The organism is Micromonospora sp. NPDC002717 (assembly GCF_040295705.1).
Taxonomy (GTDB): Bacteria; Actinomycetota; Actinomycetes; order Mycobacteriales; family Micromonosporaceae; genus Micromonospora.
In genome coordinates, this window is sequence record NZ_JBEOVW010000018.1 from 33469 (window position 1) to 46447 (window position 12979).

A 12979-nucleotide genomic window follows, 5' to 3' on the forward strand; every position below is an offset into this window, starting at 1 on the left:
TCCATCCAGGCAGGACACCTCGACAACCGGGAAGGCTCTTGACGTGCAACCGATTGCAGGCAAGGCTGTGGGCAGCTGGCCGTCGATGTCGAAGAGGGCAGTCGGATGAGACGGATCGGAATCATCGGCACCGAGAACTCGCACGTCGACCACTTCATCCGCTTCCTGAACACCGAGCAGCGACACCCCGGCAACCGGGTGGTCGCCCTGGCCGGTGGCCCGACCGACCGCAACGCGGCGTTGTCCGAGACCGGCGGCATCGAACTCGTCGTCGACGAGCCGAGCGACCTGATCGGACGGGTCGACGCGGCGATCGTCAGCAGCCGCGACGGACGCCACCACCGGAAACAGGCCGAGCCACTGCTGGACGCCGGGCTGCCGGTGCTGGTCGACAAGCCCCTGGCCGCATCGGTCGACGACGCCCAGGCGATCCTCGCGGCCGCCGCGCGCGGCCACGCGCCGCTGGTGTCCTGCTCGGCCCTGCGGTTCGTCCCCGAGGTCGCCCGGCTCACCGACCCACAGGAGCGGATCGGTCGGCTGCGCCAGCTCGCCGTCATCGGCCCGGCCGATCCCGACAGCGAGTGGGCGGGCCTGTTCTTCTACGGCATCCATCAGGTGGAACTGGCCCTGCAACTGCTCGGCGACCCGCACGTCGAGCCGGAGTCGGCATCGGTCGACCTGGTCCGCGAAGGCGACACCACGGTGGCCCTCACCCGGATCGGCGACGTCGTGGTGACCTTCACCTTCGTAACGCCCGCCGACGACCGCGTCCCGTTCCAGGTGGTGGCCACCGGGACGCGCGGCGTACTGACCGAGTCACCGACGATCGGCCCCGACTACAACGCCCCCGCGCTCGCCCGGTTCGTCGACGCCTGCGACCAAGGGCGGTCACCGGTCGACCCGCGCACCCTGCTCTCCCCGATCGTGGTCATGGCGGCGATCACCGACGCGCTGACCAGCCGGTCCTAGGAAGGGACGGAACATGCCCCCACCCCACAGTCCGCTCCGCGTCGGCGTCATCGGGGTCGGCGTCATCGGCAGGGCCCACGTCCAGCGCCTGGTCAGCGGCGCCGCCGACGCGACGCTGGTCGCGGTCGCCGACGAGAACACCGGACACGCCGACGCCGTCGCGGCCGAGTTCGGAGTCGACGCCACCCGGTCGGTGCCGGAACTACTCGCCCGCCCGGACGTCGACGCCGTGGTCGTGGCGATCCCGAGCGGTCTGCACGCGGCCGTCACGGTCGCCGCGCTCGAGGCCGGCAAGCACGTGCTGCTGGAGAAGCCGATCGACGTGACGGTCGAGGCCGCGGATCAGATCCTCGACGCGGAGAAGCGGTCGGGCCGGACCCTGAGCGTCGTGAGCCAACGCCGGTTCGCCGAGGCGAACCAGTTCGTGTTCCGCGCCGTCCGCGACGGTCACCTGGGGCGGATCACGGCCGCCACCTTCGAGGTCGCGCTCTGGCGCAGCCAGGAGTACTACGACGCCGGCGACTGGCGTGGCACCTGGGCCCTCGACGGCGGCGGCGCCCTGATGAACCAGGGTGTGCACCTGGTGGACCTGGCGCTGTGGCTGCTGGGCGAGGTCGACGAGGTGTTCGCGTACACCGACCTGCTCGCCCACGAACGCATCGAGGTCGAGGACACCGTCACCATCACCGCCCGGCTGCGCAGCGGCGCGCTGCTGACCTTCCTGGCGACCACCGCCGCCTACGACAGCGTCCCGATCCGGTACACGGTCTTCGGTGACGGCGGCTCGGTGGTGGTGGAGGCGGAACAGCTCACCCACTACACCTCGAGGCACGGCGGGCAACCACCCAGGCCGGACGGCGTACCGACCGACCAGCAGCTGGCCCAGCTCACCGATTTCGTCACCGCGGCCCGCACCGGTCGCCCGCCCCTGGTCACCGCCGCCCAGGCGCGGGCGGCCGTGGCCTTCATCGAGGCGGTCTACCAGTCGGGTCGGGCCGGGAAACCGGTACGCATCCACTGACAGAAGGAGCGAAACGTGGACCCGCACCCCGCACTGACCGCCGTCATCGCCCGACAGACGCCGCTGACCTGGGCGTTCATCGGCGACAGCGTGACCGCTGGGACCTGGCACACCTACGGCGCCCGGTCGTACCCGGAGCTGTTCACCGAACGCCTGCGCGAGCTGGGTCGGACCGCGGACGCGTTCGTCAACACCGCCGTGAGCGGCTACACCGTGACCGACCTCGACGAGCGTCTCGAGCGGCTCGCCCTGCGCTTCCGGCCGGACGTCGTGGTGGTGGGCATCGGGCTGAACGACACGAAGCACGGCGAGGCCGGCCTGGCCAAGTTCTCGTCCACCTACCGGTCGGTCGTCGAGCGGCTCCGCACCGGGGCGGACAGCCTGGTCGTGGTCCAGACCCCGAACGACACGCTGTCGACGGCTCCCGAGCACGTCGTCGAGCACCTCCCCCGCTACGTCGACGCGGTCCGGGCCGTCGCCACCGACACCGCGGCGCCCCTGGTCGACCACTACGCCGTGTGGACCGACACCGACCGGCCGGCGCCCGAGCACTGGTACGCCATGGGGTGCCACCCCGGCCAGCACGGTCACCGGGCCATGGCCCGCACCCTGCTCGGCGCCTTCGGGGCCTGGGATCCCACGAGCCGCTCCGGCCGCCTCACGATTCCCTGACCCACGGAGGAAGGAAAAGCAGCGTGCCGGGCAGACCCAATCGATTCCAGACGCGGAATGGAAGGCGCCGATGACCACGACGGTTCAGGCCAGGACGACCGACCCGCTGACACTCTTCCGTACCGGCACGGTGATTCCCGCGCACCCGCTGGCGCTGGACGCCCACCTCAAACTCGACGAGCGCCGCCAACGCGCCCTCACCCGCTACTACCTGGAGGCCGGCGCCGGCGGCGTCGCCGTCGCCGTACACACCACCCAGTTCGCCATCCACGAGCCCCGCCACGGCCTGCTCCGGCCCGTCCTCGAACTGGCCGCCACCACCGCCGCCGAGTACCCGACCCGCGACACCATCCTCGTCGCCGGCGCCTGCGGGCCGACCCGGCACGCCGTCGCCGAGGCGGAGCTGGCCGCCGAACTCGGCTACCACGCGATCCTGCTCGCCCCGTACGGTGCCGGCGACCTCACCGAGGACGAGCTGGTCCGGCGGGCGGCGGCGGTGGGCGAGGTGCTGCCGGTGATCGGGTTCTACCTGCAACCGGCCGTCGGCGGCCGGGTTCTGTCCCGGTCGTTCTGGACCAGCATGGCGGACCTGCCGTCGGTCATCGGCATCAAGGTCGCCCCGTTCGACCGGTACGCGTCGCTCGACGTCATCCTCGGCGTGGCCGCGTCCGGGCGCAGCGCCGACGTCGCGCTCTACACCGGCAACGACGACCACATCGTCGGCGACCTGCTCTCGCGCTACCCCGTCGACGGCTCCCGCGAACTCGAGTTCGTCGGTGGGCTGCTCGGTCAGTGGTCGGTGTGGACACAGCGCGCGGTGCACCTGCACCGGACCGCCCGGCTGGCGAAGGCCGGCGACCCGGACGCGCTGCGCGAGGCGTTCGCCACCGAACTCGCCCTCACCGACGCCAACGCCGCCATCTTCGACGTCGCCGGCAGGTTCCACGGCTGCATCTCCGGCATCCACGAGGTGCTGCGCCGGCAGGGGCTGCTCGCCGGGCTGTGGTGCCTGGACGAGCGCGAATCGCTCAGCCCGGGTCAGCTCGCGGAGATCGACCGGGTGTGGCGGGCGTACCCGCAGCTACGCGACGACGACTTCGTCGCCGAGCACCTCCACCGCTGGCTGTCGTGAGCGCCACGGCAGGGTCGGGGCCACGGCTGTCGCTGGGCGGCCTCGCCGCTGCGCCGCGGGGTCGCGGTGGCTGGGTCGGGCCGGCCGTGGATCCGCGCGCGGTGCGGGTCGGCATGGTGCACCTCGGCATCGGTGCCTTCCACCGGGCGCACCAGGCAACCTTCACCGAACTGGCCGCGGCCGCCGCCGGCCGCGACGACTGGGGAATCACCGCGGTGACGCAACGCTCCGCGGTCGTACGCGACCAGTTGACGACGCAGGACGGCCTCTACTCCGTGCTGGAGCGCGGGCCGGCAGCCGCGCCCCTGCGGGTGGTCGGCAGTGTCCGGGAGATCCTCGCCGGGCCGCATGATCCGGCGGCGGTCGTCGACCGGCTCGCCGATCCCGCCGTCCGGCTGATCACCCTCACGGTCACCGAGAAGGGCTACCGGCGAGGCGGCGACGGCCGGTTGGACCTGACGGATCCGGAGGTCGTCGCCGACCTGCGGGGCCGCCCGCCCCGCACCGCCGTCGGTCAACTCGTCCGCGGGCTGCGACGACGGCGGGCACTCGACGCCGGTCCGGTCACGATCCTGTCCTGCGACAACCTGGTCGGCAACGGCAGGGTCCTGCGCCACCTGGTGCACGACTTCCTGGCCGCGCTGCCGTCGGCAGAGGGCGACGTGCTCGCCGACTGGATCGCCGGGGCGGCACGTTTTCCGTCCTGCGTGGTCGACCGGATCGTCCCGGCCACCACCCCCCGGGACCGTGCCGAGGCCGCGGCGATCCTGGGCCTGCGCGACGAGGGCCTCGTGGTCGCCGAGCCCTTCCGGCAGTGGGTGATCGAGGACGACTTCGCGGCCGACCGACCGGCCTGGGAACTGGCCGGAGCGGTGGTCACCGATGACGTCGCCGCCTGGGAGGCCGTCAAGCTGCGCATGCTCAACGGCACCCACTCCCTGCTCGCCTACCTGGGCGCGCTGCGCGGACACGAGACGATCGCGCAGGCGCTCGCCGACGACGACCTCGCCGTGGCCGCCGACGCGCTGATGACCGAGGATGTCGCGCCCACGCTGTGCGTCCCGCGGGGACTGGATCTGGACCGGTACCGACGCGAGGTCCTCACCCGCTTCGCCAACCCGGCGCTGCGGCACCGCACCGCCCAGGTGGCCATGGACGGATCCCAGAAGCTGCCGGTCCGGCTGGTGGACACCGTTCGGGACCGCCTCGCCGCCGGTGTGGTGCCCCACCATGCCGCGCTGGCGATCGCCGCGTGGATGGCGTACGTCGCCGACGCCTGCGACAGGGCGGTGCCGTTGGCGGACCCGTTGGCCGACCGGCTGTGCGCCGCGGTGGTGGCCGGCGGCACCGATCCGCACCGCCTGGTCAACTCCTTCCTGGACGTCCGGGAGATCTTCGGGGCTGACCTTCGGGACCACGACGGCCTACGGGCCGCCCTGGTCGACCACGTCGCCCGCCTGCGGGTCGACGCCACCGCTCCGGCATAGGGGTTCGGCGACCGTGGCGCCCCCGGCGAGACCAAGATCAGCCAACTGCTTGACACCGCCCGCCCGCTGTACGAGTCTCCAACCACAGCTCACGACGGGAGTCGGTCGACCCGCCACCGGGGAACAACAGGGGGTTGCCGTGCGCGCACCTACCGTCCGGGTCCTCCGCTGACATGCTCGAGAGCATCGGGATCGGCCCTCACGAGGAGCAGATCTACGCGGAACTCGTCGCCGGGCCGGCCACGGACGAACGCGAGTTGGCCGACCGGACCGGGCTGCCCGAACCGGATGTCGAACAGGCCCTCGCCCAGTTGGAGCGCAGGGGTCTGGTGGTGGTGCATCCCGAGCAGCAGCACCGCCTGCACGCCGCGCCGCCCGACATCACCCTGAAGCTGATGGCGCTGCAACGCCTGGACGACCTCCACAAGGCGCAACTGGCCATCGCACAGCTGTCGCAGCGGTATCAGCAGAGCGGCGTACCGGGTGGCTGGACCGCACCGATCGAGGTGGTCGAGGGCGCGACGGCGATCGCCGAACGCTACGGTCAGTTGCAGCGGAACGCCCGCCGGGAGATCCAGTCCCTGGTGGCGGCACCCGTCATCGCAGTGCCGCCCACCGCCAACTCCGGCGAACAGGACGCGCTGCGTGCCGGTGTGCGCTACCGGGTCGTCTACGAACGGACGACGCTGGAGGGGGACGGTCAACCAACCCCGCTGCTGCTCGAAGAGTGGGCGGCGCTGGGTGAGGAGATGCGGGTGGCGATCGAGGTGCCGTTCAAGGGAAGCATCTTCGACGGAAGGATCGTGCTGGTCGTCCTTCGCCACCTCCCGCCCGGCGAGGCGGCGAAGGCAGTGGTCGTCCATACCCCCGCACTGGTCGATGCCCTCTGCTGGGTCTTCCGCAGGGTCTGGGAGTCCGCCGTGCCGGTGCCCACCGCGCTGGCCACGCCCGCGGACGGCCCGCTGGCTCCCGACGACCGGCGGCTGCTCTCGTTGCTCCTGGCCGGATACACGGACCAGGCGATCGCCACCCAGGTGGGCGTGAGCATGCGAACCATCCAGCGGCGGGTTCAGCGGCTACTGGTACTCGCCGGGGTACAGACCCGGATCCAGCTCGGCTGGCAGGCGGCCCGCCGTCGCTGGATCTGACGCGGAGCGGTTGCCGACGGCGGCGTCCCAGGCCGCCGGCCCGCTCCGCGTCGCATTCCCGCCAATGCATAAAACCGCCAGTTCAGAGGGCTGATCGACAAGTCGTGCCGGTGGCAGGATCCCCTCCATCCACTGCCCTCACAGCACAAGGATGCCAATGCCACGTCACACAACCGCGTACCCGTACCGGCGCCGGCGGACCGCGGCGGCCCTCGCCGCCATCGTCGCGGCCGGCGGCCTGTCGATCCTTGCCGCGCCGGCCCAGGCGCAGCCGTCGACCGGTACGGGCGACAAGCTCGGCAGCCACGACCGGGCCCTCATCGCGCAGTACGCCCGCCAACGCCTCCTGCGGAGCACCCCGGCCGGCGCCGACCGGCCGGCCCCCGACTTCGTCACCCTGATGATCGCCGTACGGGATGGCCGGACCGAACAGACCGAGCGGGCGTTGGTCGCGCTCGGCGCCGACGTCACGAGGACGGAGTCCCGGGTCGGCTACCTCAAGGCCAACGTGTCGTTCGACGACGTCGAGAAGGTCGTCGCCCTCGACGACGTCGTCAGGGTGGACGTCGACGAGCTGCTCAAGCTGGACGAAACCCGCCCGGACCTGGGGGTCACCGACGCGACGGTCGCCGCCGCCGGCCCCGGGGCCAAGCCACCGGCGCCGTCCGCGACGACCCCGGCCGACAATGCCTACCTGCCGACCAACGAGACGAAGTCGGTCGACTTCAAGGCCACGCATCCCACGTACGACGGTCGCGGCGTGACCATCGGGATCATGGACACCGGGATCGATCCGACGCATCCGGCCCTCGCGACCACCACGACCGGTGAACGCAAGCTCGTCGACACGGTCGTCGCCACCTCCCAGACCAACTTCATCGACCTGCTGTTCGACCAGACCTGGTACAGCATGCTGCCGACGAACAAGGTCTCCGGCCCGACGTTCACCGATCGCGTGCTCAGGCAGACGTGGACCGGTCCCGCCGACGACGACCTGCACATCTCGGTCAAGAAGATCTCGATCTCCAGTCTGTCCGGCAGCTACCTGGGCGTGCTCTACCGGGAGTCCGACCAGGCGGTGTGGGTCGACACCGACCAGGACCGCGACTTCACCGACGAGGAGCTGATGCGGCCGTTCAAGGCCGACCGCCAGGTCGGCTACCTGGGCACCGACGACCCGGCTACCAAGGTCAACGAGCGGGTTCCCTTCACCGTCGACATCGAGCTGGACATCTCGTCCAACGGGGGCGACGCGGTGAACATCAACACGCTCAACGAGGGCCACGGCACCCACGTCGCCGGCATCGCCGCCGCCAACGGCATGTTCGGCGGCGCCATGGACGGCCAGGCTCCCGGCGCCACCTTGGTGTCCATGCGGGCGTGCCACTCCCTCGGCTGCTCCAGCGCCGCCCTCACCGACGGCATGATCGAGCTGGCCACGACCCACGGCGTGGATGTCATCAACATGTCCATCGGCGCCAGTCCGGCCCTCAACGACGGCCAGAGCGCGCAGGCCCTGCTCTACAACCGGCTGATCGACGAGACCGGTGTGCAGATGTTCATCTCGGCCGGGAACTCGGGTGCGGGCGCCAACACCGTCGGCGACCCGACCGGCGCCGACAAGGTGGTCAGCGTCGGCGCGTCGGTCTCGCGGGACACCTGGTGGGTCAACTACGGCTCGAAGGTCACGGTCGACCACGACATCATGCCGTTCTCCTCACGGGGTCCGCGCGAGGACGGCGGCTTCAAGCCCGACATCACCGCTCCCGGCTCCGCCGTCGCTCCGACACCGGACTGGATCCCCAGCGCGTCGGTCGCCGAGACCGGCTACACCCTGCCACCGGGCTACTCGATGATGAACGGCACCTCGATGGCGTCCCCGCAGGCCGCCGGTGCCGCCGCGCTGCTGCTCTCCGCCGCCCGGCAGTCGGGGGTCGACGTGACCTCGGCCGAGCTTCGCAACGCGATCTACTCCTCGGCCGACTTCCACCGGAACGTGGACGTCATCGCCCAGGGCCGCGGCCAGATGAACGTCAAGGAGGCCTGGAGGTACCTGCGGAAGGACGACAGGGGTGTCGCCAGCGACGACGTGACTGTCTCCGCCCCGGTCTGCACCGTGCTGTCCGGCAAGTTGCGGACGCCACACCGCGGCAGCGGCCTGTTCAACGACTGCGCGCCGGGCAGCGGCGGCCAGCGCGTCGGCGAGTCCCGCGACTACACGGTCACCCTGACCCGGACCAGTGGCGCTGCCGGCCCGGTGGAGTACCAGCTGCGGCTCGTCGGCGACGACGGCACCTTCGCCACGCCGAAGACCGTCGCCCTGACGAAGGACGTCCCCGCCACGATCCAGGTGACCGCTACTCCGCGCACCCAGGGCACCCACGGCGCCATGCTGGTCGTCGACAGCGCCCGGACCAAGGCCGTCGAGCAGCACGCCATGCTCGTGATCGAGGCCGCCGCGCCGCTCACGGTCGGTACGACCTGGTCGGCCGACGGAACGGTGTCCCGTAACGGCACCGTCCACTACTCGGTGGCGGTTCCCGCCGGCACCAAGTCCATGACGGTCGACCTGTCCCGCCTCGCCGAGGGCAGCCAGACCCGCTGGTGGGCGTTCAGCCCGCAGGGAGTCAACGGCGAGAAGTCGGCCGCCGGCACGATCTACTGCTACGCCAACTACCTCGACGGCAACGGCTGCGACCCGCTGCGCCGCACCTACGTCAACCCCGAGCCCGGGGTGTGGGAGTTCGTGGTCGAGTCCCGGCGCACCAGCCCACTGGGCAGCAACCCGTTCCACCTGGAGGCGTCCATCGTCCAGTGACGACGGTGGACCGGACCGACCGGCTGGAGCCTGGCTCCGGCCGGTCGGTTCTCTCGTCGGCTGGCCGGCGACCGATGAGGCGAGATCGTGCCCAGGCACGTCCATTCCCGGGGCGGCGAGCTCGCCGCCCCGGGCCCGCACGTCCTGGCAGCAGTGGCTCGAGCCACCTGGATGCGCCACGGGGCCGGACCGGCGCCGACCGATGAGGTCGGGGTGCCACCGCGTCGACAACTTCGGCCCGTACGAGGGTGAGCCGCTGTCGGTCTGCTACGCCCGCGAGCTTCGGTGACCACCGCGACAGTCAGCCGTTCGCTGCCGACGCGAGGGTGGCAGGCCGCGAGCCGGGTGCCGCGTCCGACCGACCCCGTCGCGCGGGCGTCGACGGTGTCGACCATGGGCTCGGCGCTGAGCAGCGGGCTGGTTGCACGGGCGCCTTCGGCTACGTCGTCGGGCGTCACGATCCTTCGAGAAACGGCACCTGGCACTCGCTCCAGTCGGGCGAGCCGTGCTGCCAGCCAGTTGGCCGTCTTCCGACCTGGAGCGGGATGATCGGCCCCCCGTCGGCGAGAGCCGCGTACAGGCCGGGCTGTCCGGTGAGCAGGTGGCACTCGTTGTCGACGGCGGCGAGCAGAGCGCTCGCGGCGTCGAAGCGCCCCAGCATGAGGTGGGTGATGGCGCACGCCCGCCAGTTGAGTGGGTCGACCGTCAGCACCGCGGCGGCCGGGTGGTTGACGACCATGTCGAGACGGTCCGCGTCGGCCAGCCGAAACGCCTCGGCAAGGCACGCCACCGGCAGCCCGAACATGCACCCCTCGTCGGCCACCTCGGCGATCACCTCGCCCACGTCGATCGACTCCTCGGCGAACGCGAGGATCGCCGAGGAGTCGAGGATCACCCGGATCGGGAGGCCGTTCAGACGGCGCGTACGAGAAATTCGGTCTGCCGGCACCTCAGCGCCCCGCTCCAAGCGATCCTGTCGTAGCTGGTGTCGACACCGGATTGATCCCTCCCGGGGGGCAGGCGAGCGGAAGGCGGACAGGCACGGCGGTGCGTGGGGAGGGGTCAGCGGCCGACAGATCCGCGTCGGGTGAGCGGTGACGGCATACTGTCCGCTCCTGGGCTGCGCCACATCGGGTAGGCGGTGCTCCCGTCGGGGAGCGTGAATGGCTCATGGGCGACATAGCCGTGCCGGGTGTAGAGGTCACGCTCATTGAGGGTGGTCGCCTCGGTGTAGGCAGGCAGCGAGGCGTGGTCCATCCGGGCGTGGCTCGTGGTGAGCAGGGCGCCGGCGCGGTTGGCGCCTCGCCGGTCCGGCGTGGCAGCGAAGAACGCCAGGTGGTTGTGGGGGCCGGTGGGCCGATGGGCGGCCAGGACGCCGTCGAGGCAGAGGAAACGGTCGAGGTGATCGCCGCACGCGACGGCGAGCCGTTCGCCGTATCCGGTCGGTGGCGGGATCCGGCCGTACCGGTGGAACCAGACCGCGGCGGCGGAGTGGTCGGCGAGGAGGTAGGCCTCGCCGAAGAGGAGCGCGTGCTCGGTCCAGATCCGGGTGACGGCGCGGAGCACGTCGTGTCGACGGCGCTCGTCGGGTACGAGCCATGCCCCGACGGCGCTGGTGGCGAGGGCATCGGCGACGAGGTGGACGACCTCGCCGATGTCGCACCACCGGGCACGTCCGAGCGGCAGGGTTTCCGTCACAGCTTCTCCTCTTCGCAGGTACGGCTGCTCGACAGACGGAGTAGCCGCGGGGCAGATGGACTTGGTCGATCAGGCCGACAACGGCGCCGGGAGTCCAGGCGGCTCGATCAGTACGACGGGAGGCGCCGCGTCGAGGCAGGGCAGCGCCAGCGGCCCGTACGCGAGCCCAGGGCCCTCGTCGTGCGGGCACGCATCTGGTCGTTCGCCCGCCCCGGGTCCGGTGGCCACAGCGGCGACCCGTCAGCGGACCGTCCAGGCGATCGTGGTGATGCCGGCGCCGCCAGCGGTACGGATCGTCAGCGCGGCAGCGACCACCACTGCGCGAAGCGGGGTTGCCGACATGGCGAGCCGCTACCCGTACGCCGTCCCTTGGGGTCTGTTGCGCCTCCGATGACTTCCGATGGTGACGGCGACGATGCGTCCGGAACCGGGCGGGAGGGCTCAGGCGGGTCGGGTGTCGGGCTGACGCGGCCGGTCCGCGAGTTCCTCGCAGCGGGTCGCGCACCAGCCCTGGGACTCCAGGTCCGGGGTCCACGAACCCAGCGAGGGGTCGACGGCGGCGCCGGTCCACCCGCCGGCGGAGTTGGTGCCGGCCGAGTTGCCGGACGCGGCCGGCGTGACACCGGGAATGTGGGCCGGCGAGGACTGCCGCACCGGGTGGTTCGCCTCGGTTGCGCCGGCGCCCGGCGCACCGGCGGACGTCGACTCCCGCGTCGTCGCGGGTGACGTGGTTGCCACGCTGCTCGGGGTGTGTGGCAGGACGCCGCGATTCATCGGCGGCACGGGCATCGGGCCCGCCTCGTCAGTGGTGGGCGCCGTGGCGGCCGGCACGTCTTCGGCCGGCGCAGGCACCACGTCCGCCGGATCGCCGGCCGGAGGCGGGGGCGCGGCGGGTGGGCCGATGATCGGCCGGGTCAGCTCGAGCACCGGCGCCAGGGCGGGTGCCAGGGCCTCGACGACCGGCTCGACCACCGGACGAACGACCGCGCCGACCGGCTCCAGCAGGCCGGCCTCGGCGGCCTCCCGCACGACGGGCGGGGCATCGCCCACGACCCGACGCGTCACCGGTTCGGCCACCTCGGCGACTGGGTCCACTCCGTCGGACGGGATCGCGTCCACCGCCCGGCGCATTGGTGCCCGCACCTTCGCGAGGTGCACACCACTGGGCGCCCGTACGGAGATCCCCACCTCCGGGTGTGCCGGCGGCGCGATCCTGCCGGTCTGCGACGTCGTGCCCGGCATCCAGCTCGCCCATCGCGGCTTCCCCGGCACCGCCGGGCCGACGCCCACACCGGCGATGGCCGGGGATCCACGGTCGGCGGACGACGAAGCAGCGCAGGACAGCGAGCCGTCCACGACGGCCCCGGCGCTGTCCAGCAGGTCGCCCAACGTACACAGGCGAGGCGGTCCGGCAGCGTGGGCAGGCTCTTCCGCTGCCGCCTCGGCCACGCTCCAGGCTCCGAGGACGCCACCGACCACCAGCGCCCCACGCAGCATCGTCCGGGCGAATCGGCCGCGAACCCGCACCACACGCACCTCCGGGGACTGCTCTTCCCGACGACGCAGATTGTGCCAAGAGTGAACGCATCGACACGCTCCGACACGCGGACGGACGGCACCCGCCGGCTACGGCGACATCCCCGGCCCGGTCGAGGCGGGCCTGCCCGCGTTGACGAATCCACTGCGGGCGTCGAAGCCCACCAGCGGTACGGCAAGCCCGAACAGGGCCCCGACCCCTCCGACTACGCCCAACCGGTGAAGAGAGGCGCGGGCTCCGGCCGTCCTACACCGGCTGGCGCCCGCGCCTCTCAATCCCCTCGCCGCGTGACACATACGTGTCAAACAACCCGCCAGGAGTCTGCCATAAGGATGGCCCCGCCGCCACCGAACAGTTGATCCCCGGTAATCCGAACGGATGATGTCGAACCTCGTTGGACACCCGGGTCGCCAACGCCCGCACCGTGGCCGCGGACACCGCGACAAGGCACATCGCGGGCACCCGCCGCGCCCACCGCAACCACGGCCATCACACAT

Annotated in this window: 10 protein-coding genes; 7 read left to right on the forward strand and 3 right to left on the reverse strand. The window is 71.8% G+C overall.

The features are described from left to right. Window positions 1-105 precede the first annotated feature (105 nt). The 7 genes from ABT006_RS24335 to ABT006_RS24365 all read left to right on the forward strand — a co-directional run bounded on the left by ABT006_RS24335 (window position 106) and on the right by ABT006_RS24365 (window position 9247). Window positions 106-969, forward strand: a complete 864-nt coding sequence (locus ABT006_RS24335) for a Gfo/Idh/MocA family protein (protein WP_350709903.1) — start codon at window positions 106-108, stop codon at window positions 967-969. A 13-nt stretch (window positions 970-982) separates the two neighbouring features. After that, on the forward strand, window positions 983-1990 hold the full coding sequence (locus tag ABT006_RS24340; protein WP_350709905.1) for a Gfo/Idh/MocA family protein: 1008 nt from the start codon (window positions 983-985) through the stop codon (window positions 1988-1990). A 15-nt stretch (window positions 1991-2005) separates the two neighbouring features. Next, the gene (locus tag ABT006_RS24345) at window positions 2006-2662 is read left to right on the forward strand and encodes an SGNH/GDSL hydrolase family protein (protein ID WP_350709907.1); all 657 of its coding nucleotides are present in this window, start codon (window positions 2006-2008) and stop codon (window positions 2660-2662) included. Between the two features lie 70 nt (window positions 2663-2732). Then, on the forward strand, window positions 2733-3794 hold the full coding sequence (locus ABT006_RS24350; protein ID WP_350709909.1) for a dihydrodipicolinate synthase family protein: 1062 nt from the start codon (window positions 2733-2735) through the stop codon (window positions 3792-3794). Further along, on the forward strand, window positions 3791-5281 hold the full coding sequence (locus tag ABT006_RS24355) for a mannitol dehydrogenase family protein (protein WP_350709911.1): 1491 nt from the start codon (window positions 3791-3793) through the stop codon (window positions 5279-5281). The genes ABT006_RS24350 and ABT006_RS24355 overlap by 4 nt, the downstream gene beginning before the upstream one ends. 173 nt (window positions 5282-5454) lie before the next feature. After that, complete coding sequence (locus ABT006_RS24360) at window positions 5455-6429, forward strand: helix-turn-helix domain-containing protein (RefSeq protein WP_350709913.1); 975 nt, start codon at window positions 5455-5457, stop codon at window positions 6427-6429. A 157-nt stretch (window positions 6430-6586) separates the two neighbouring features. Next, window positions 6587-9247, forward strand: a complete 2661-nt coding sequence (locus ABT006_RS24365) for a S8 family serine peptidase (RefSeq protein WP_350709915.1) — start codon at window positions 6587-6589, stop codon at window positions 9245-9247. Window positions 9248-9701: 454 nt separating this feature from the next. Here ABT006_RS24365 and ABT006_RS24370 read toward each other — a convergent pair whose 3' ends face one another. From ABT006_RS24370 to ABT006_RS24380, 3 genes are all read right to left on the reverse strand, one after another. Continuing rightward, window positions 9702-10142, reverse strand: coding sequence for a hypothetical protein (locus ABT006_RS24370; protein WP_350709917.1), 441 nt, complete (start codon window positions 10140-10142; stop codon window positions 9702-9704). A gap of 167 nt (window positions 10143-10309) precedes the next feature. Next, window positions 10310-10945: a GNAT family N-acetyltransferase gene (locus ABT006_RS24375; protein WP_350709919.1), complete on the reverse strand. Its 636-nt coding sequence runs from the start codon at window positions 10943-10945 to the stop codon at window positions 10310-10312. 441 nt (window positions 10946-11386) lie between these two features. Further along, window positions 11387-12334 (reverse strand): hypothetical protein, encoded by a 948-nt coding sequence (locus ABT006_RS24380; protein ID WP_350709921.1) that lies wholly within the window; start codon window positions 12332-12334, stop codon window positions 11387-11389. Window positions 12335-12979: the final 645 nt, after the last annotated feature.